This is a genomic window from Acuticoccus yangtzensis (assembly GCF_001927245.1).
Classification (GTDB): Bacteria; Pseudomonadota; Alphaproteobacteria; order Rhizobiales; family Amorphaceae; genus Acuticoccus; species Acuticoccus yangtzensis.
In genome coordinates, this window is the sequence record NZ_MJUX01000005.1 from 189,331 (window position 1) to 208,115 (window position 18,785).

18 protein-coding genes are annotated in these 18,785 nt (G+C 67.8%); 6 read left to right on the forward strand and 12 right to left on the reverse strand.

Features of this window, described 5'->3' with window-relative positions:
• Positions 1-52 precede the first annotated feature (52 nt).
• On the forward strand, positions 53-616 hold the full coding sequence (locus tag BIX52_RS14260) for a dTDP-4-dehydrorhamnose 3,5-epimerase family protein (RefSeq protein ID WP_075221750.1): 564 nt from the start codon (positions 53-55) through the stop codon (positions 614-616).
• Positions 617-625: 9 nt separating this feature from the next.
• On the opposite strand, the gene BIX52_RS14265 is transcribed toward BIX52_RS14260, so the two are convergent.
• The 3 genes from BIX52_RS14265 to BIX52_RS14275 are packed head-to-tail and all read right to left on the reverse strand — an operon-like array spanning position 626 to position 3,457.
• Complete coding sequence (locus tag BIX52_RS14265) at positions 626-1,759, reverse strand: glycosyltransferase family 2 protein (protein WP_075221751.1); 1,134 nt, start codon at positions 1,757-1,759, stop codon at positions 626-628.
• Positions 1,752-2,513, reverse strand: coding sequence for an ABC transporter permease (locus tag BIX52_RS14270; protein ID WP_075221752.1), 762 nt, complete (start codon positions 2,511-2,513; stop codon positions 1,752-1,754). The genes BIX52_RS14265 and BIX52_RS14270 overlap by 8 nt, the downstream gene beginning before the upstream one ends.
• Positions 2,513-3,457, reverse strand: coding sequence for an ABC transporter ATP-binding protein (locus tag BIX52_RS14275; RefSeq protein ID WP_075221753.1), 945 nt, complete (start codon positions 3,455-3,457; stop codon positions 2,513-2,515). The genes BIX52_RS14270 and BIX52_RS14275 overlap by 1 nt, the downstream gene beginning before the upstream one ends.
• Before the next feature lie 216 nt (positions 3,458-3,673).
• Here BIX52_RS14275 and msrA point away from each other — a divergent pair, with 216 nt between their 5' ends.
• Together msrA and BIX52_RS14285 are read left to right on the forward strand one after the other, a co-directional pair.
• Positions 3,674-4,327 (forward strand): peptide-methionine (S)-S-oxide reductase MsrA, encoded by a 654-nt coding sequence (gene msrA / locus BIX52_RS14280; RefSeq protein WP_075221754.1) that lies wholly within the window; start codon positions 3,674-3,676, stop codon positions 4,325-4,327.
• A gap of 119 nt (positions 4,328-4,446) precedes the next feature.
• Entirely contained in the window at positions 4,447-4,920 is a 474-nt protein-coding gene (locus BIX52_RS14285; protein ID WP_075221755.1) for an SRPBCC family protein, read from the forward strand.
• Positions 4,921-5,035: 115 nt separating this feature from the next.
• Here BIX52_RS14285 and gatA read toward each other — a convergent pair whose 3' ends face one another.
• Both gatA and gatC read right to left on the reverse strand, forming a co-directional pair.
• Positions 5,036-6,490, reverse strand: a complete 1,455-nt coding sequence (gene gatA, locus BIX52_RS14290) for an Asp-tRNA(Asn)/Glu-tRNA(Gln) amidotransferase subunit GatA (protein WP_075221756.1) — start codon at positions 6,488-6,490, stop codon at positions 5,036-5,038.
• Positions 6,487-6,774 carry an Asp-tRNA(Asn)/Glu-tRNA(Gln) amidotransferase subunit GatC gene (gene gatC / locus BIX52_RS14295; protein WP_075221757.1) on the reverse strand — a complete coding sequence of 96 codons (288 nt, stop codon included), beginning with the start codon at positions 6,772-6,774 and terminating at the stop codon, positions 6,487-6,489. The genes gatA and gatC overlap by 4 nt, the downstream gene beginning before the upstream one ends.
• A 141-nt stretch (positions 6,775-6,915) precedes the next feature.
• Between gatC and BIX52_RS14300 the strand changes: the two genes are divergently transcribed.
• Together BIX52_RS14300 and BIX52_RS14305 are read left to right on the forward strand one after the other, a co-directional pair.
• A complete protein-coding gene (locus tag BIX52_RS14300) occupies positions 6,916-7,119 on the forward strand; it encodes a hypothetical protein (protein WP_075221758.1) in 204 nt (67 codons plus the stop codon).
• 46 nt (positions 7,120-7,165) lie between these two features.
• The gene (locus BIX52_RS14305) at positions 7,166-7,690 is read left to right on the forward strand and encodes a cupin domain-containing protein (RefSeq protein WP_075221759.1); all 525 of its coding nucleotides are present in this window, start codon (positions 7,166-7,168) and stop codon (positions 7,688-7,690) included.
• A gap of 7 nt (positions 7,691-7,697) precedes the next feature.
• On the opposite strand, the gene BIX52_RS14310 is transcribed toward BIX52_RS14305, so the two are convergent.
• From BIX52_RS14310 to BIX52_RS14340, 7 genes are all read right to left on the reverse strand, one after another.
• A complete protein-coding gene (locus BIX52_RS14310) occupies positions 7,698-8,891 on the reverse strand; it encodes an ABC transporter permease (RefSeq protein WP_108676585.1) in 1,194 nt (397 codons plus the stop codon).
• Positions 8,888-9,916, reverse strand: a complete 1,029-nt coding sequence (locus tag BIX52_RS14315; protein ID WP_075221760.1) for an ABC transporter permease — start codon at positions 9,914-9,916, stop codon at positions 8,888-8,890. Before BIX52_RS14315 ends, BIX52_RS14310 begins: the two co-directional genes overlap by 4 nt.
• Positions 9,917-9,937: 21 nt before the next feature.
• Positions 9,938-11,830 (reverse strand): ABC transporter substrate-binding protein, encoded by a 1,893-nt coding sequence (locus tag BIX52_RS14320; protein ID WP_075221761.1) that lies wholly within the window; start codon positions 11,828-11,830, stop codon positions 9,938-9,940.
• Positions 11,827-13,704: an ABC transporter ATP-binding protein gene (locus BIX52_RS14325; protein WP_075221762.1), complete on the reverse strand. Its 1,878-nt coding sequence runs from the start codon at positions 13,702-13,704 to the stop codon at positions 11,827-11,829. Before BIX52_RS14325 ends, BIX52_RS14320 begins: the two co-directional genes overlap by 4 nt.
• Positions 13,705-13,889: 185 nt before the next feature.
• Positions 13,890-14,504, reverse strand: a complete 615-nt coding sequence (locus tag BIX52_RS14330; RefSeq protein WP_083660274.1) for a GNAT family N-acetyltransferase — start codon at positions 14,502-14,504, stop codon at positions 13,890-13,892.
• A gap of 185 nt (positions 14,505-14,689) precedes the next feature.
• Positions 14,690-16,213: a CAP domain-containing protein gene (locus tag BIX52_RS14335; protein ID WP_075221764.1), complete on the reverse strand. Its 1,524-nt coding sequence runs from the start codon at positions 16,211-16,213 to the stop codon at positions 14,690-14,692.
• A 165-nt stretch (positions 16,214-16,378) separates the two neighbouring features.
• Complete coding sequence (locus tag BIX52_RS14340; RefSeq protein ID WP_075221765.1) at positions 16,379-17,590, reverse strand: lytic murein transglycosylase; 1,212 nt, start codon at positions 17,588-17,590, stop codon at positions 16,379-16,381.
• 170 nt (positions 17,591-17,760) lie between these two features.
• Between BIX52_RS14340 and BIX52_RS14345 the strand changes: the two genes are divergently transcribed.
• Positions 17,761-18,756, forward strand: a complete 996-nt coding sequence (locus BIX52_RS14345; RefSeq protein WP_075221766.1) for a KpsF/GutQ family sugar-phosphate isomerase — start codon at positions 17,761-17,763, stop codon at positions 18,754-18,756.
• Positions 18,757-18,785: the final 29 nt, after the last annotated feature.

Here is an 18,785-nt window from a genome sequence, read left to right on the forward strand (position 1 = left end):
TTTGAACGCCGCCTGCGTCGGTCCGTCCGTAACGAGAGCTTGAGAGTTTCTGATGCAGATCGAAAAGACTGCGGTCGACGGGTGCGTGATCGTCCGAACGCGGGTTCTTGAAGATGAGCGCGGCTTCTTCCTAGAAACCTATAAGCAATCGGCGTTGACCGAGGCGCTGGGACGGCCGCACCGCTTCGCCCAGGGCAACCACTCGCGCTCGCGCGCCGGGGTGCTGCGCGGCTTCCATGCCGAGCCGTGGGACAAGCTGGTCGCGGTCTACTCCGGGCGCGCCTTGATCGTGGTGGCGGACGGGCGGGCGGACAGTCCCACCTTCGGCGCCCACGTCGCGATCGAGCTCGGCGACCCGCCGGGGCGGCGCGACCGCGTGTTCGTCCCGGCCGGCTGCGGCAACGCCTTCTATACCTTCACCCCCGTGGACTACGCCAACGACGTCTCCGAGGAGTTCAACCCCAGGACACGCGGCGGCTTCGCCTGGGACGACCCGTTCCTCGGTGTCGAGTGGCCGGATCGCTCGCCGATGCTCTCCGCCGCGGACCAAGGCCTCGCCCGCCTCAGTGACCAGTTCCCCGATCACCCGGCCGTGCGGCGCTGGCGCGGCGGCTGACCCGGCGCCTCAGCCGCCCAGCACCCGCGCGGCTCGTTCAGGAAAGGGCGGCGGCAGCGTCGCAAGGTCCCGTAGCGCGCGGCGGGTGAGCTTGCCGTTCTCCTCGGCGAAGGCGCGGCAGGCGGCGACGGCCGCGGCATCCAGCGTGACGGCGGCCTTTACCGCGAGGAAGGCGGCCTCCGTCTGGCGCCGCTGCCGCCGCGTCATGGGAACGGTCATGGCCGCACCGTCCAGGGCGACGTCGAACGGGGCGTCCGGCCCGGCCGGGGCGAGACCGCACAGGGCCAGCGCTTCGTCGACCCCTCTCGCCTCAGCGATGGGGCTGAAGGCGAACAGGGCGACGAGACCGCGCACGACTTCCGCCTTGCGCACCTCCTCGGCCACCATCCCCGGAGCGTTGATCCGCGCCAGCCACGGCCCCAGCGTTGCCGCGCGCTCCGTCGGCGTCAGCGTTTCGCGCTTGCCGCGGCTCGGCAGCTTCAGTGCCGTCGCCTCGGCGGTGGCGGCCACGCGCAGCCCCTCCGCGCGGAAGAATTTCGCCCACATGAAGACATCGGACGGTCGCGGCTCGGGCGCATCCGTCCACCCCTCCGGCAGCGCCAGATAGGCCGCGCGGCGGTAGGCAACGTTGTTGAGGCCGGACGCCAGCGGCCCCATGTCGGCCACCACCCGCCGGGCGGCGGCGGTACCCACGTTGGCGAAGCGCCAGCGCATCACATCCGCCCCGGCGGGCAGCGCCATCACCCCCTGCCGGCCCCAGTCCGCCTGTTGGCCGTGGCGGTCTGGGGCCAGCAGGCGGTGCATGGCGCCAAGGTGGCCCGCCGTCCACAGGTCGTCGTCGCTGAGGTGGCAGACGATGTCCTCGTCCGCCTCCCTCAGCACGATGTCGCGGTAGGCCTCGCCATAGCGTGCGCCCTTCGGAAACACGCGGTGGGTGACGCGCGGGTCGTCCGCCTCGATCGCCTGCAGGATCTCCACCGTGCGCGCGGGCGCCCCGTCGCAGATGACGACCATGCGCCAGTCCGTCACGCTCTGCGCCCGCACCGAGGCGATGGACATCAAGAGCGCGTCGGCATGATCGTGCGTCGGGCACAGGATCAGCGTCGACGGTCCTCCCGCCGCCTGCCCCGCCGCCTCAGGCACGCAGGCGATACCCCGTGCGGAACATCCACCCGATGATCGCGAGGCAGACCGCCGCGAACAGCCCGATCATGGCGAGCGAGAAGGCGAGGTTCACATCCGCCGCGCCGAAGAAGCTCCACCGGAAGGCCGAGACGAGATAGACGACCGGATTGAACAGCGTCACCGTCTGCCACGTGTCCGGCAGCATCGACACCGAGTAGAAGCTGCCCCCCAGGAAGACGAGCGGGGTGATGATGAGGAGCGGCACGAGCTGCAACTGCTCGAAGTTCTTCGACCAGATGCCGATGATGAACCCGAACAGCGCGAAGACGATGCACGTCACCAGAAGAAGGAGCACCATCGCCGCCGGGTGCGCCACCGACACGTCGACGAACAAGGTCGCCGTCGCGAGGATGATGAGGCCGATCAGAAACGACTTGGTGGCCGCCGCGCCGACGAAGCCGATGACGAGCTCGTAGAACGAGATCGGCGCTGTGAGATACTCGTAGATCGAGCCGATGAATTTGGGGAAGAAGATCCCGAAGGCGGCGTTGGTGACCGACTGGGTCAACACCGTCAGCATGATGAGGCCTGGGACGATGAACGAGGCATAGGAGACCCCCTCGACCTCGGCGATCCGCGAGCCGATGGCCCCGCCGAAGACCACGAAATAGAGCGAGGTCGTGATCACCGGGGCGATGAGCGATTGCAGCGTGGTGCGGAAGGCGCGGGCCATTTCGTGACGGTAGATGGCCCAGATGGCGTAGGTGTTCATCAGGCGGCCTCACGGTTCTTGCGGGCCTGCCCGTCTTCGGCGACCAGCGCCACGAAAATCTCCTCCAGCGAGCGCTGGTGGGTGGCGACGTCGCGCACGCTCAGCCCCGCCTTGGCGACGGCGGCGAGGACGTCACCCGCCATGACGTCGCCCCCCTCGCTCCAGACCAGGGAGCGCCCCTCGTCCTCCAGCGCCAGATCGTAGGGCGCGAGGCTCGCCGGCAAGCGCGCCACGGGCTCGGCCAGCGTCAAGGTGAGCTGGCGGCGGCCCATGCGCGCCATCAGCGCCGCCTTCTCCTCCACCAGCAGCAGTTCGCCGCCCGAGATGATGCCGATGCGGTCGGCGATCGCCTCCGCCTCCTCGATGTAGTGCGTGGTGAGGATGATGGTGACGCCCTGGCGCTTCAGCTCCGCCACGGTCTCCCACATCTCCTTGCGCAGCTCCACGTCGACGCCGGCGGTCGGCTCGTCCAGGAACAGGATGCGCGGCTCGTGCGCCAGCGCCTTGGCGATGAGGACGCGGCGCTTCATCCCGCCCGACAGGGTGAGGATGGGCGCGTCGCGCTTGTCCCACAGCGACAGGGTGCGCAAGAGCTTTTCCATGAAGGCCGGGTCGGTGCGCTTGCCGTAGAGGCCGCGCGAGAAGGCGACATCGTTCGCCACCTTCTCGAACGGCTCCAGCACCACCTCCTGCGGCACCAGGCCGATGAGGCTGCGCGCGCGCCGGTAGTCCTGCACGATGTCCGCGCCGTCGACGGTGACGCGCCCTGCCGTCGGCGTGACGAGGCCGCAGATGACCGAGATCAGCGTGGTCTTGCCCGCGCCGTTGGGTCCGAGAAGGGCGAGGATTTCGCCGCGCTTGATGTCGAGCGACACCGATTCCAGGGCGGTGTGGCCGGAGGCGTAGGTCTTGCCGAGCCCCTCGACCGATAGGATGGTGTCCATGGTCTCTCCGCTGGTGCCGGCGTGCGGCACCGGCCCGAGCCGCTACATGGACATCCCGGTGACCGATGGCCAGCCCCCGGACCGGAATGGTCGGACCTCGCGGGTTTTTGATCACGCTCCGGGAATATACCGCGTGAATTCGACACAATATCGTACAAAAAGCTTTCGTTGCTGCTGAACCGTCACCATGTGGACGGCCATGATGGAGCGCCGCGTATGACCACGATTGCCCGAGCCTTTATTACGGTCCTCGCGCTGGTCACGGGACTGACCATCGGCATCCTCACCAGCCGCGATGCGGCGGCCGAGAATTCCGGCCCGCCCGTCGCCGCCCCGGCCGCGACCGCGACGGCGATCTTCGCCGGCGGCTGCTTCTGGTGCGTGGAGGCCGACTTCGACAAGGTGGACGGCGTCCTCTCCACCGTGTCCGGCTACACAGGCGGCCACCTCGCCAACCCGACCTACGAGGACGTGGTGCGCGAGGACACCGGCCATTATGAAGCGGTCGAGGTGACCTACGACCCCGCCAAGGTGAGCTACCGGATGCTGGTGGACCACTTCTTCCGCACGGTGGACCCGGTGGACGCAGGCGGCCAGTTCTGCGACCGGGGCGAGAGCTACCGCACCGCGATCTTCACCCACAGCGCCGAGGAGAAGGCGGAGGCCGAAGCGGCCAAGACCGCCGCGGGCGAGGCGCTGGGCCAGCCGATCGTCACCCCGGTGCTGGACGCCGCGCCGTTCTACAAGGCCGAGACCTACCACCAGGATTATTACGAGAAGAACCCGCTGAAGTATCAGTACTACCGCTGGAGCTGCGGGCGTGATGCGCGGGTCAAAGAGCTTTGGGGCGCCGCCAAATCGGCGTCCTGAGCCGCTTGCGTCGCCGCGGTCCTCCTAAAGCCTCGGTTGTGGGGGCGGCCGCAGCGGGAGGATAGTCCGGCCTGATGAGCGCGCGGCAGTTGTCCGGCGCGCCGTTGGGAGGACAAATCATGAAAACAACGACCCTCGCGATCGCAGCGCTGCTCGCCCTGCCGGGCTACGCTTTCGCGGCCGACGTGTCCGGCACCGTCACCACCACCGCCGACGCGAAGGCCGCGTGGGCGGCTCTCGGCGACTTCTGCGGCATCGAAGCGTGGCACCCGGCGGTGACCGCCTGCAGCATGGAAGACCACGGCGGCACCAAGCGGCGCACGCTGACGCTGGGCGACGGCAGCACGATCGTTGAAGACCTCGTCGCCTGGGACGACGCGGACATGGCCTACACCTACCGCATCATCGAGAGCCCGCTGCCGGTCGACAACTACGAGTCGACCATCAAGGTCACCTCGACGGCGGACGGGGCGCGGGTGGATTGGACCGGCACCTTCGACCCCAAGGGCATGAGCGAGGGCGATGCCGTCGGCGTCATGCAAGGCGTCTACGATGCCGGCCTGACCGGGATCGCCGAGGCGGCGGGCCAGTAAAAGTCGCGCCTCGCGCGGGCGGATATCCGCCTGCGCAACGCTGTCACCAGCGGGCGGGTGTCCGCCCGCGTGAGGCCATCGCCTGCGCGCGGGGCGCCCGGCCCGCGTCGCGGCCTCAGCGGGCGGGCGGAGCGAAGCTTCCGGCGGCCTCTTCCAGCGTGCGGGCGATGGACATGAGCCCCGCCTCGTCGAACGGTTTGCCGATGAGCTGCAGGCCCAGCGGCAGCCCGTTCGCAAGGCCCGCAGGCACGGAGATGCCCGGCAGACCCGCCATGTTCACCGGGACGGTGAAGATGTCGTTCAGGTACATCTCCACCGGGTCCTGCTTGCCGCCGAGCTCGAACGCCGGGCCGGGCGTGGTCGGCGTCAGCAGCGCGTCCACGCCTTGGGCGAAGACGTTCTCGAAGTCGCGCTTGATCAGCGTGCGGACCTTCTGGGCGCGGAGGTAGTAGGCGTCATAGTACCCCGCCGACAGCACGTAGGTGCCGATCATGATGCGCCGCTTCACCTCGTCGCCGAAGCCGGCCGCGCGGGTCGCCTCGTACATGTCGATGATGTCGTCGCCCGGCACACGCGCGCCGTAGCGCACGCCGTCATAGCGCGCGAGGTTGGAGGACGCCTCCGCCGGCGCAACGATGTAGTAGGCCGCCAGCGCGTACTTGGTGTGCGGCAGCGAGACGTGGACGATCTCCGCCCCCGCGTCGCGAAGCCATTCCTCGCCCTGCTTCCAGAAGGCGGCGAGCGCCTCGGGCATCGGATCGACGCTATATTCCTTCGGAATGCCGATCTTCTTGCCCTTCACGCCGCGTTCCAGCGCCGCCTCGTAATCCTCCACCGGCACGTCGACGGACGTGGAATCCTTGTCGTCCACAGAGGCCATGTGGGTGAGCATGATCGCAGCGTCCCGCACGGTGCGGGTGATCGGCCCGGCCTGGTCCAGCGACGAGGCGAAAGCGACGATGCCCCAGCGCGAGCAACGTCCATAGGTCGGCTTCAGCCCCACCGTGCCGGTGAGCGCGGCCGGCTGGCGGATGGAGCCGCCGGTGTCCGTCCCCGTCGCCGCCACGCACAGGTGCGCCGCCACCGCAGCGGACGAGCCGCCCGACGAGCCGCCCGGCGTCAGGCGCTGGTTGTCCGACCCCCAGGGGTTCATCACCGGGCCGAAGGCGCTCGTCTCGTTGGAGGAGCCCATGGCGAACTCGTCGAGGTTGAGCTTGCCGAGGCAGACGGCGCCCGCATCCCACAGATTGCGGGTCACGGTGGACTCGTAGGGCGGGATGAACTCGCCCAGGATCTTGGAGCAGGCGGTCGTACGCACGCCCTCGGTGCAGAAGAGGTCCTTGATGCCGAGCGGCACGCCCTCCAGGGGGCCGCCCTTGCCCGTCTCGAGCTTGGCGTCCGACGCCTTGGCCATCTCCCGCGCCTTGTCCGGCGTCGGCAAAATGTAGGCGTTCAGCGACCGGGTGGCCTCGATCGCGCCGATATAGGCCTCGGTCAGCTCGGCCGAGCGGATCTCCTTGGCGGCGAGCTTGTCGCGCGCTTCGGCCAGCGTCAGATCGGTGAGGCTCATTCGACCACCCTCGGCACCAGGAAGAAACCGTCCGCCGCCTCGGGCGCATTGGCGAGAACGCGGTCGGGATAGCCGCCGTCGGTGATCACGTCGTCGCGCTGCTTCAAGACGGCGTCGACCACGGAGGTCATCGGCTCCACACCGTCGACGTTCACTTCGGCCAGTTGCTCGACGAAGCCGAGGATCTGATTCATGTCGCCTTTGAGGCGCTCGATCTCCGCCTCGTCCATCTTGAGGCGTGCGAGATGCGCCACGCGGCGCACGGTTTGGGTATCGACTGACATGGCGGCTCCAACACTCGCCCGATCGCCTAGCACCGCTTGCGCGCGGCGCGCAACGGGCGAGCGCGGGCGCTCTTGCGCTGGGTCAAGGCGCGCGCCGGAGGCCCGGTCCACACTCGCCGCAAAAGCCGGAAGGATCGACCGATGTTCCGTCTCACCGCCATCGTCCATACCATCGTCGCGCCGACGGTGATGGGGCTTCTCATCGTCGTCGCGCTGGTCGTGCCGGGTTATGGCACCGGGTTCTGGATCATCACGGGCGCCGTGGCTGGGGCTGTGCTGTCGCTGCCGTTGTCGATCGTCGTCGCGCGCAAGATGTTGGCCCTGACCGCGCCTCGCCAACCCTGACCGCGGCCCCATCTTCACCGCGACGGAACCTCGAAGGAGCCGCGCGATGCAGGACCAACCGGCCCCGGCGGAGATCGTCCGCCTCAGTGCCCCCGCCGCCGAGGGGGTGCCGAACAACCCCGCCCTCCCCGCCGTCGTCATGCGTGGCGCGGCCGAGCCGTCTCCAGCCGCGCTGCGTCGCCTCTTCGCGGCGCACGGTTGGGGCGGCATGTGGCAGTGGAGCATCTTCCGTTACCACCACTATCATCCCGATGCGCACGAGGCCTTGGCCTGCGTCGCCGGCAACGCCGAGGTGATGCTGGGCGGCCCCGCGGGGGACACGGTGGCCGTGGAGGCCGGCGACGTGATGGTTCTGCCCGCCGGTTACGGCCATTGCCGCATCACCTCGAGCGACGATTTCAGCGTCTGCGGCGCCTATCCCGCCGGTCAGGAGGACTATTCCACCTGCCGCGCGGGCGAGCTGCCGCTGGACGAGGCCGCCCGCCGCATCGCCGCCGTGCCCCTCCCCCGGATGGACCCCGTCTTCGGCGCCGGCGGTCCGCTCGCCGCCGCCTGGGGCCTCGCCCGGTGAGCGCCGGTCAGGCCTTGTAAGGGTCCGCCGCGTCGCGCAGCCCGTCGCCGAGGAAGTTGAAGGCGAGCACGACGATGATGATCGGGATAACCGGCGCCATCAGCCAGGGATAGATCGTCACCACGGTGATGTTCTGCGCCTCGTTGAGGAGCACGCCCCACGAAATCGCCGGCCGCTGCAAGCCGAGGTTCAGGAACGAGAGCGCCGTCTCGCCGAGGATCATGGTCGGGATCGACAGCGTGGCCGAGGCGATGAGATGGCTCGAGAAGCCCGGCAGCAGATGCCGGCCGATGATACGCTTGGGCGACGCGCCCATCAGCACCGCCGCCTTGGCGTAGTCCTCTTCGCGAAGCGACAGGAGCTTCGACCGGACGGCGCGCGCCAGGCCCGGCCAGTCGAGCAGGCCCAGGATGATCGTGATGCCGAAATAGATCCAGAGCGGCGGCCACGTCACCGGCAGCGCCGCCGACAGCGCCATCCACAAAGGAAGCTCCGGCAGCGAGCGCAGGATCTCGATCAGCCGCATGATCAGCGTGTCGACGATGCCGCCGAAATAGCCCGCGATGCCGCCGAAGAACATGCCGAGCACGATCGAGATGGCGATGCCGACGAGGCCCACCGTCAACGAGATGCGCGCCCCGTGGATCAGCCCGGAAAAGACGTCGCGCCCCAGCCGGTCCGTGCCGGCGAAGAACATCGTCGCCCCCTCCGGCGGGCAGATGAGGTGGAAGCGCCCCGACAGGACGCCCCACAGGGTGTAGGCGTCGCCCAGGCACAGGAAGCGGATCGGCCGCGGGTCCGTGCGGTCCTCGACGTACTCCCAGGTGAGCGTTTCGAGGTTCAGTTCGGCCGTCAGCGGATAGACGAACGGGGCGCGGATCCCACCCTCGTGCAGCACGCGGGGCATCTGCGGCGGCGCGAACAGATATTCGGCGTTGCGCCCGTTGGGGTCGTACGGCGCGATCGGCTCGGCGAACGGAACGCACAGGTAGAAGAGCGCCAGCACCACCAACGAGGCGACGGCGATCTTGTGGCGGCGGAAACGCCACCAGATGATGCGCCACTGCGAGGCCTGAAAATAGCGCTCCTGCTCCGGTGTCAGCCGCTCGACGTCGCTGGGGTCGAACGGCGCGGCATCGGTGAAGCGATCCGGCAGCGGCTCGACGTTGCGGAACGGGTCGACGCGCTCGCGCTCCCTCACGACGCGGTCTCCTGGCCGAGCCGGATGCGCGGGTCGAGCATCGCCAGCAGGATGTCCGACACCAGCATGCCGATGAGCGTCAGCACGGCGACGAAGAGCAGGATGAAACCGGCAAGATATTGGTCCTGAGACTGGAGCGCGCCGAGGAGAACCGGCCCCACCGTGGGCAGGTTGAGCACCACCGAGACGATGACCGATCCGGACACCAGCGACGGGATGAGATTGCCGATATCGGCGATGAACGGGTTCAGCGCCATGCGCAGCGGATATTTCAGGATCACCTTGCGCTCGGACAGGCCCTTGGCCCGCGCGGTGGTGACGTATTGGCGGTGCAGCTCGTCCAGCAGGTTGGCGCGCAGGCGGCGGATCATCGCCGCTGTGCCCGCCGTGCCGATGACGATGGTGGGCACGACGAGATGGGCGAGAACGGAGAGCATCTTGTCGACACTGAGCGGCTGGCCGACGAACTGCGGCGCCATCAGCCCGCCGATGGATACGCCGAAATATTCGTTCATCAGGAAGAGGAGGATGAGGCCGAGCAGGAAGTTCGGCGTAGCGAGGCCGATATAGCCGAGGAAGGTGAAGCCGTAGTCCCCCCACGAATATTGCCGCGTGGCCGAATAAATGCCGATCGGGAAGGACACGATGTAGACGAAGAGGATGGTGGCGAAGTTGAGAACCACCGTCAAAAGCAGCGTGCCCGACACCACCTGATCGACCGGCTTGGAATACTCGAACGACCAGCCGTAATTGCCTTGAAGGATGCCGTTCAGATGCCCGCTCGGCCCCGGCCACAGCCCGACCCAGACCGCATACCGCTCCCAGAAGGGCGCATCCAGCGCGAACTCGCGGCGCAGGAACTCGAGCTGGGCGATGGAGGCCGACTCGCCCTGCGCCCGGAGCTGGTCGATCTGATTGGAGAGATAATCACCGGGCGGAAGCTCGATGATGAAGAAGATCAGGATGGAAATGATCAGCAGCGTCGGGACCATGCCCGCCATGCGGCGTAAGATGTAGGCGAGCATGGTCGTCCCTCGAGTTCCGTCTTATTGGCCGTCGGCGAAGTAGAATTCGTCCGGACGGTACAGGCCGAACTGTGCGCCGGGGTCCCAACCATAGGTCGCCTTCAGCGGGACGTTCTTCAGTCGGTCCGAGATCACGACAGGCTGCACCACGCCCTCCACGGTGCCGATCGTCAGCACCTCCTCGCTGTGGACCTTCAGGATCTCGGTCCACGCCGCCTCGCGCTCGGCCCCCGATTCGGAATGCATCCACGCGTCGTAAGCGTCCATCACCTGCACGATCGGCTCGTAGTCCGGCTTCTCCCCCGTGGTGCCGCCGGAGGTGAACCAGGCGCCCCAGGCCGGGCCGGTCAGAAACTGCTCGGAGGTCGGCACGCGCTCGTCCGGCGGCATGTCGGCCGACGGAATGCCGTTGTCGTAGCCGAGCCACACACTCATCGCGAGCTCGCCGGAGAAGGCGCGGTTGCGCAGAACATCACGCTGAGACGGGCGCGGGAACAGGGCCACGCCGATATCCTTCCACCCGTCCTTGATCAGCTCCAGCGCGTCGATCTCGATCGGGTCCTCGCCCGCGGTCTCGACGATCAGCTCGAGCGGCCGCCCGTCTGGCAGAAGGCGGATGCCCTCACCGTTGCGCTTCGTGAGGCCCACCTCGTCCAGAAGCGCGTTCGCCTTGGCGGGGTCGAAGGGCAGCGCGCCGGCGGTCGCCTCGGTGTAGAGCGGGCTCGATGGCAGGACGATGTTGGCGGAGGGCTGACCGAGCCCGAAATAGAGGACGCGGTTGATGAGGGTGCGGTCGCAGGCGAGCGACAGCGCCTCACGGAAGCGCCGGTCGCGGAAGAGCGTGCGCAAAACGGGATCGGCGACGGTGAGGTTCGGGTAGATCGCGATGGCCGACGCGTTCGCCTGCGGCCACAGGGCGGCGGTGTAGCCCCGGTTCTTCTCGCCGCGCTTCAGAACCGGAAGATCGCTGAAGGCGAGGCCGCGCGCCTGAAGGTCCGCGTCACCGGCCTGCACCTTGGTGGCGATCAGCCCGCCGTCCACCACGCTCATCACCACCCGGTCGATGAAGGGAAGCTGATGCCCCTCGCTGGTCACGCGGTGGAAGAAGGGGTTGCGCACCATGACCGCACGGCGGTCGTCCGATTCGGCCGAGGGAACCCAGGGCTGCAGCGAGGGCAGGTCCGGGTTCGTCGCGTCGTACATCTCGTCCTTCAGGTTGTGGAGCGGCGCCCAGGAGCGCACGCGTGCTTCCTCCACCAACCGGGCGATCTCGGTCTCGTCGCCATATTTCGGGTTGAACTGCTTCATGTAGTGGGCGGGGCGGTACATGAAGGGCGGACGCGCCTGCGCCAGCGTCGGAAGGAAACGCGGGTTCGGCCCGTCCCAGGTGAAGCGGACCGTGGTCTCGTCGATCACCTCGAATGTGGGAAGCTTGCCCTCCACCAGCATGAAGGGGTCCGGCGTCGGCGTCAGGTCCGTGTTGGTGAGGATGTCCTCGAACCAGTAGCGGAAATCTTCGGCGGTGAAGGGCTCGCCGTCCGACCATTTGTGGCCGGGGCGCAGGTGGAAGGTGAAGATCCTCCCCTCCTCGTCGTCGACCGCCTTCAGAATGTCGGGCTGCAGCGCATAGTGCTCGTCATATCCGACCAGACGGGCATATCCCCACACGTTGATCAGCCGAACATCCTTGGACCGGCCGATGAGGGTGGAGAGGTCGCCGCCATGGCGCCCCTCGGTTCGTCCCTTCGCGGAAAGGTCCACCACCAGCGGCTCGGACGGCACACGCTCGGCGACCGGCGGAAGGTCGCTGTGGGTGCGCGCCAGGGTCTCGGTCTCGACCAAGGCCGGGCTCTGTCCCAGAGCCGGCCCGCCGATGAGCGCCATCATGGCCAATGCGGCAAGCGTACGGATCATGCAGCGTCCTTCACAACGCGCGCCATCTGCGGCGCACAGACAAAATGTCCCGGTTCGGGCTCGACCATCACGGGCACCGCCCCCGGCTCCAGCCGGTAGGGTTCGGGCCACGCCGACGGATCCGAGGCACGCCCTGCCGACAAACGCGCAAAGTCCAGCGGGCGATCCAGATTGGCATCGGGCACCGCGGTCAAGAGCGCCTGGGTGTAGGGATGAAGCGGATTGTCGATCACCGCGCGCGTCGGTCCCAGCTCGACGAGCCGGCCATGGCACATCACCGCGATGCGGGTGGCGAGATAGTCGACGACCGCCAGATTGTGGCTGACGAAGAGGTAGGTGAGGTTCAGCTCGCGCTGGAGATCGGCGAGAAGGTTCAGCACCTGCGCCTGAACCGAAACGTCGAGCGCGGACACCGGCTCGTCGCACACCAGAAGGTCCGGCCGCAGCGCAAGAGCGCGGGCGATGCCGACCCGCTGGCGCTGCCCGCCGGACAGCGAGTGCGGATAGCGGCGCAGGAACTTCGGGTCGAGACCGACGAGCTCCATCAGGTCGCGCACCCGTGCCGCGCGGCTCCCCTTGGTGCCGGCGTCGTGGATCACCATCGGCTCGCCGATCAGCTCGTTCACCGACATGCGCGGATTGAGCGAGGAGAACGGGTCCTGGAAGACGAGCTGAACGCGGCGGCGGTAGGCGAGAAGATCGGCGCCGGAGAGCGTGGCGAGATCGCGCCAGCCCTCCCCCTCACGCACGCTCACCGTGCCGGAGGTGGGGGCGAAGGCGCGCATGATGGCCATCGCCATCGTCGTCTTGCCCGACCCCGATTCGCCGACGAGGCCGAGACACTCGCCGGTGTTGATGGTGAAGGACACCTGGTCGATGGCGCGGACGGATTTGGGCGGCGCGAACAGACCGCGCTTCTTCAGCCGGAAACTCTTCACCACGCTGTCGACCTTGATCAGCGGTTCGCCCGGTGTGCCGCCGCAGCGCTCGCCGAACCCGTCCAGCTTCGGCGTGATCGGCCGGATGGGCGAGAGACGCTCCTTCATGTCGAAGGTCGGCACCGCGTGGAGCAGCGCCTTCAGGTAAGGGTGTTCGGGCTTGGTGAAGATCTCGCGCGCCGATCCGCGCTCCACCACGCGGCCGTGGTAAACGACGACGATCTCGTCCGCCATGTTCGCCACCACGCCGAAATCGTGGGTGATGAGCAGGATCGACATGCCGAGTTCGCCCTGGACGTCGCGCAAGAGCTTCAGGATCTCGGCCTGGATGGTGACGTCGAGTGCGGTTGTCGGTTCGTCGGCGATGAGGAGCGCGGGGCGGCACATCATCGCCATGGCGATCATCGCGCGCTGCCTGAGGCCGCCGGAGAGCTCGAACGGATAGGCGTCGAGCGCGCGGTCCGGGTCGGGGAAGCGCACGAGACGCAGCATGTCGCGCGTCGCCTCGCGGGCGGCGGCGGCGTCCATGCCGCGGTGCAGGCGCCCGGCCTCGCCGATCTGATCGCCGATGGTGTGGAGCGGTGACAGGCTCGTCATCGGCTCCTGAAAGATCATCGCGATGCGGTTGCCGCGAATGTCACGCATCGCGGCGCTGTCACGCGGCAGTGCGGCGAGATCCACCGTCCCGGCCGTTGCCGCCTCACCGTCCGCAGCGGGCCGGTTGTCGCGAAAATAAAGCGAGCCGCCGGCGATCCGCGCAGGCGGCGGAAGCAGACCCATGACGGCTTGGCTGATCGTCGACTTGCCGGAGCCCGATTCGCCGACGACGGCGACGGTCTTGCCCTCGGGGATCGAGAACGACACATCGTCCACCGCACGAACGAGGCCGTCCGCATGGTACTCCACCACAAGGTTACGCACGTCGAGGACGGTCACGGGGCCTCTCGTCGATCCACACGACCACACCTGTGGTCATGCCAGACGACACCGTGACGACAAAATTCGGAAAATTCAAACCCGCTCGACAGGTTTTGTTAACAGTGCGGCAGGGACGGGGCGCATTAGCCCTCTGCGTCACCCTGCCGCGGCGTCATCGAGACGGCGGTCCCCTGCGGCGAGGATCAGGCTGCGCGGCGTGAGAAGAGCCCGGTCACTTCATTGCGAGCCCACCAATCCATTGTCGCATAAGCGCTGCCGGCCATGTCCACGGCAGCTTCGCGCGCGATGGAGAAGAAAGTCGGCGGATCCTCCATCACGGTGGAGTGCATCTCGCCCGGCCAGCGGACGAGCGATCCGCCGAGACGGCGCGCCAGACGTTGCATCGCCCGGTTCTCCGGCAGACACGACATGGTGAGGGTGTGGATGCCCGTGTTACGGGCCCTCAGCACCAGGTGCTCGAACAGCCGCGCCCCGAGCCCGCGGCGCTGAAACTCGTATTCGACACTGAAGGCCGCTTCGGCATGGCCGCGATAGTCGCCGCCCAGCGGACGAAGCTCGGCGATACCGCGCAGAACGCCGTTCACGAACACGCCCTCGATATGACCGGAGCGGTCCTTCTCACCCATCGCGTAAGCTCTGAGATAAGCGTCGTTCACGGGACGGCAGAAGCGCCGGCGACGGCTTTCCTCGTCGAGCCTCAACAGATGCTCGGCGACGAGCCTCGTCTCGGACCGGCGCAACCGCCGAACCACCACCGACCGAAACGGTGACACCGCACTCATACTGACTGGCGCCATCTCGCCTTCCTTTGCTCAAGGAAAAGAAAGATGGAGCACATGGCCGATTTCAGCCATGTGGCATTGTGCAGAGCTGCCCTGCTGGAACCCTCCCAACCCCCTGACTCATAACGGATATGTCAACAGCCAACCATGCCGCCGCGGACCACGAAACGTGCCGTGGTCCCGGCGTCAAGTGACTGAGATTATAGGATGAAATCCCCCGCGTCGAAGCCGCCTTTGGGAATCGTCTCAAAGATGATGGCGTGCTGTCCCGGCAGGTCGAGGTAGGTCGTCCCGTTGGCCCGGTTCGTGAGATTGGGGGCGATATCGGTGTCGAAATCGGTGAAATCGAAGCGGCCGAGATCGATTCGATCGGCGCCGGTGATGCGGATCGTGTCCACGCCGCCGTCGAACATATAGAGGTCCGCGCCGCCGCCACCGTCCATGAAGTCGTTGCCGCCGCCGCCGGAGAGCGTATCGATCCCGCCGCCACCATAAAGCGCGTCGGCACCGTTCTGGCCGAACAGCCTGTCATGACCGTTGTTGCCGTTCAGCCGGTCGGCGCCGCCACCGCCGTAGAGCGAGTCGCCGCCATTGTCGCCGACGAGGAAATCGTTGGCGCCGCCGCCGTAGAGTTCGTCCGCTCCGGTGCTGCCGTTCAGGGTGTCCGCGCCGCCTGCGCCTTGCAGGGTGTCTGCGGCCGCGCCGCCGTTGATGCGATCGTCGCCCGGCCCGCCGTTCATCAGGTCCCGGCCGCCGTTGCCGATCAGCGTGTCGTTGCCGCCGCCCCCCACGATCTCGTCGTTCGTCCCTTCGCCGACGAGGCGGTTGGGGTCTCTGTTACCGGCGAGCCGCGCCTCGACGACCACGACGTCGGGCTCGGGCTCGGGGTCAGGGTCGGTCGTGCCGCCACCGCCGCCGCCGCCGCCGCCGGACGACACGGCATCATCGGCGAATGCGTCAAGCTTCACGTTGTCGGACCCCACGGTGACGGACCGTGTCACCGTTCCGTCCAGGCCCGGCCCCGAAAATGTCACCTCATAGGTGCCAGGGGCCACCTCGAAGGCATATCCGCCGCCGGCGAAGGTCACCGCGGTACCCGAACCGCCGTCTCCGCTATAGGCGACCGTGACGCCGCCCAGCCCCTCGCCGACATCGTAGAACCCGTCATCGTCCGCATCGTCGAGCGCGACGCCGGTGATGTAGGTGCGCCCGCCCTCGGCGAAGTTCTGCGTCACGTAGGATTCGTAACCGTTGGTCCCGTAGGCGCCGATCGCCTGGCCGACACCCAGCTCGCTGAACAGGTCGGACAGGATGTTGGTGCGGTGGCCGGACGAGCGGAACAGCCCCTCGTGGTGGCTGTCGATCGTCGCCTGCGAGACCGTGGCCGGATATTTCGAGCGGTAGGAGATGTTCTCGCCCGTCGCCCAGCCGACGCCAGGTTCAGGCGCCCAACCGGCCGCCAGCATACGCTCGGTCGCCGATGACCCGTTGAGGCCGGTGTGGGAAAAGTAGCTGTTGGCCAGCATGTCGGCCGAATGAGCGTCGGCCGAGTCCGACAATGTCGGCATCACCGCGAGCGGCGCCAGCGGGGTCGGCGAGAGGGTGCCGGCGGGCAGGCCGTCATTGAGCGAAATCCCGTAACGGGCCGCCTCCCCCGCCGGATCGCTGCGGGCACGGTTGATGAGTTCGACCAGATATTGCTCAAATGCGGTGACTGTGGCCATGACCTCAGCTTCTCCTTGGTCCAATCCAGCACATGCGGACGCCCGCTATAGCAAGCACGGCTGTGTTCGGACCATCACTTTTCGTTGTGGCACCCCATTCCAAAAATGCAAAAGCGCCACCCACTTGAAGACGCAGAGCTTTGCAAATATCCAATCCCGCTCAGGTCAGCGGCGCTGAAGGTCCTGAAGGAGCTGGGTGGAGGCATAGCCGTCCGGCACCTTGCCGCTCGCCGTCTGGAAGCCGCGGATCGCCTCGCGCGTCATCGGCCCGACCTGCCCGTCGATACCGCCGGTGGAGAACCCGCGGCGGGTCAACAGCGATTGCATCTCCTTCACCTGGGTGCGCGTCAGGGGCCGCTCGTTGGTCGGCCAGCTCTGAATGAAGTCGCCGCCGCCGATGATCCGGTCCGCCAGATGCCCCACCGCCAGAGCATAGGCATCGGCATTGTTGTAGCGCTTGATGACGTCGAAATTGCGCAGCATCAGAAAGGCCGGGCCGTTCGCGCCTGCGGGGTAAAGCAGATAGGCCTGATCGTCCGGCCGGGGCCAGGAGCCACCGCCGGCGCGGGTGATCCCGAGCGCCTCCCACTGGGCGAGCGTGCGCTTCTGCTTCCCGTCAGCGCGCTTGTGGTCGAAGTTGCGCGGGACGACGACCTCGTAACCCCACGTCTCGTGATAGTTCCAGCCGTGCTTGTGCAGGTAGTTGGCGGTGGAGGCGAAGGCGTCGGGGATGGAGCGCCACACGTCGCGCTTGCCGTCACCGTCGAAGTCCGCGGCGTAGGCCTGCCAGCTCGTCGGAATGAACTGGGTGTGGCCCATCGCAGCGCCCCAGGACGATTTCATCTGGTCGAGCGGCACGTGGCCGTCCTGGGCGATCTTCAGCGCGGCGGCGAACTGCTGGGTCCAGAAGTCCGAGCGGCGGCGGCCGTTGCAAGCGAGTGTCGCCGCGGCGCGCACGGCGTTGTGGTCGCCCATATAGGAGCCGTAGCTCGTCTCCATGCCCCAGATCGCGAGCACGACCTCGGGGTCCACGCTATAGCGCTCGCCCACCGCCTCCAGCGTGGTGCGGTAGCGGGCGAGCATCGCCCGCCCGTCCCGCACGCGCTTGTCGGAAACCGCCGTCTCCAGATATTCCCAGATCGGCTTCACGAACTCCGACTGGTTGTTGGACAGGCGCACCGTGTCGGGATCGGGCCGCATCCCGCGCGTCGCCGCATCGAACGTGGCGCGGGTGACGCCGGCGGACCGGGCGGCCGGCCACTTGGAGGCGACACACGAGGTGAAGGCGTCCGCCCGCGCCGTCTGCGGCACGGCGAGGGACGCCGCGGCAATGGCGGCAAAGGTGAAGGCGCGGCAAAGGGTGATGGCTCGGGGCATGGGTCCCAACTCCAGAACTCGTGTAAGGGCCTCTATCTGACGATCGCTCTCAAACCGTTAAGGCCATCCTCACCTTGTCTGGCAACCCTCCCGGCTTGTCTGACCGGCCGCTTAAGCGTAATCGCGGACCCTTGGCCGCGAAGATGTGATGCTGCGTAAGGAAGGTGACGATGTCCGTCGTTGAGTTGAGAGGGAGCCCGAACGAGGCCGACGTCAAGGCCTCGGCCGAGCGCACGATCCGCACCGAGATCAGCGCCATGGCCCTCCTCGCCGACGCGCTGTCCGGCAACCTGGGCCGCGATGTGGCGCGCGCCGTGGACCTGATGGCCGCCTGCCAGGGACGCATCATCGTCACCGGAATGGGAAAGTCGGGACACATTGCCGCAAAGGCTGCGGCGACGCTCGCCTCCACCGGCACACCGGCCCAGTTCGTCCACCCGGCCGAGGCGAGCCACGGCGACCTCGGCATGATCACCGCGTCCGACGTGGTGCTCGCCCTCTCCTGGTCCGGCGAGACGAAGGAGCTCGCCTCCATCCTCACCTATGCCAAGCGCTTCAAGGTGACGGTGATCGCCATCACGTCCAACGCGGCCTCCACGCTGGGCCGCGCGGCGGACGTGGCGCTCGCCCTGCCGGTGGGCGCGGAGGCCTGCCCGCTCGGCCTCGCCCCCACATCCTCGGCGGTGGCGCAGCTCGCCATGGCGGACGCGCTCGCCGTCGCCCTCTTGGAACGCCGCGGCCTCACGCCGACGCAGTTCCACACCTTCCACCCCGGCGGCAAGCTGGGCGCCCGCCTGCAATTCGTGGCGGGGCTGATGCACACCGGCGAGCGGGTGCCGCTGGCCGCCGTGGGCACGCCGATGAGCGAGGCCATCATCACCATGAGCGCCAAGGGCTTCGGCGCGGTGGGCGTGGTGGACGGTGACCGCCTCGTCGGCGTCATCACCGACGGCGACCTGCGCCGTCACCTCAACGACGAGATCCTCCGCCAGCCGGTGGAATACGTCATGAGCAAGGCGCCAAAGACGGTGGAGAAGGACGTCCTCGTCGGCGTCGCGCTGGAGACGATGAACTCGGCGAAGATCTCGTCCCTGTTCGTCACCGACGGCGGCAAGCTCGTCGGCCTCCTCCACATGCACGACCTGCTGCGCGCCGGCGTCGCCTGAACGGCGCACGCGCCCGCACCCGCCAGGCG

What these genes read in the sequence shown, in the direction of transcription:
- BIX52_RS14335 (WP_075221764.1), bottom strand. Translation starts at nt 16,213, where the DNA reads ATGGCCACAGTCACCGCATTTGAGCAATATCTGGTCGAACTCATCAAC.
- BIX52_RS14315 (WP_075221760.1), bottom strand. Translation starts at nt 9,916, where the DNA reads ATGCTCGCCTACATCTTACGCCGCATGGCGGGCATGGTCCCGACGCTG.
- gatC (WP_075221757.1), bottom strand. Translation starts at nt 6,774, where the DNA reads ATGTCAGTCGATACCCAAACCGTGCGCCGCGTGGCGCATCTCGCACGC.
- BIX52_RS14330 (WP_083660274.1), bottom strand. Translation starts at nt 14,504, where the DNA reads ATGGCGCCAGTCAGTATGAGTGCGGTGTCACCGTTTCGGTCGGTGGTG.
- BIX52_RS14270 (WP_075221752.1), bottom strand. Translation starts at nt 2,513, where the DNA reads ATGAACACCTACGCCATCTGGGCCATCTACCGTCACGAAATGGCCCGC.
- BIX52_RS14340 (WP_075221765.1), bottom strand. Translation starts at nt 17,590, where the DNA reads ATGCCCCGAGCCATCACCCTTTGCCGCGCCTTCACCTTTGCCGCCATT.
- BIX52_RS14305 (WP_075221759.1), top strand. Translation starts at nt 7,166, where the DNA reads ATGCAGGACCAACCGGCCCCGGCGGAGATCGTCCGCCTCAGTGCCCCC.
- BIX52_RS14275 (WP_075221753.1), bottom strand. Translation starts at nt 3,457, where the DNA reads ATGGACACCATCCTATCGGTCGAGGGGCTCGGCAAGACCTACGCCTCC.
- BIX52_RS14260 (WP_075221750.1), top strand. Translation starts at nt 53, where the DNA reads ATGCAGATCGAAAAGACTGCGGTCGACGGGTGCGTGATCGTCCGAACG.
- BIX52_RS14285 (WP_075221755.1), top strand. Translation starts at nt 4,447, where the DNA reads ATGAAAACAACGACCCTCGCGATCGCAGCGCTGCTCGCCCTGCCGGGC.
- gatA (WP_075221756.1), bottom strand. Translation starts at nt 6,490, where the DNA reads ATGAGCCTCACCGATCTGACGCTGGCCGAAGCGCGCGACAAGCTCGCC.
- BIX52_RS14300 (WP_075221758.1), top strand. Translation starts at nt 6,916, where the DNA reads ATGTTCCGTCTCACCGCCATCGTCCATACCATCGTCGCGCCGACGGTG.
- BIX52_RS14320 (WP_075221761.1), bottom strand. Translation starts at nt 11,830, where the DNA reads ATGATCCGTACGCTTGCCGCATTGGCCATGATGGCGCTCATCGGCGGG.
- msrA (WP_075221754.1), top strand. Translation starts at nt 3,674, where the DNA reads ATGACCACGATTGCCCGAGCCTTTATTACGGTCCTCGCGCTGGTCACG.
- BIX52_RS14345 (WP_075221766.1), top strand. Translation starts at nt 17,761, where the DNA reads ATGTCCGTCGTTGAGTTGAGAGGGAGCCCGAACGAGGCCGACGTCAAG.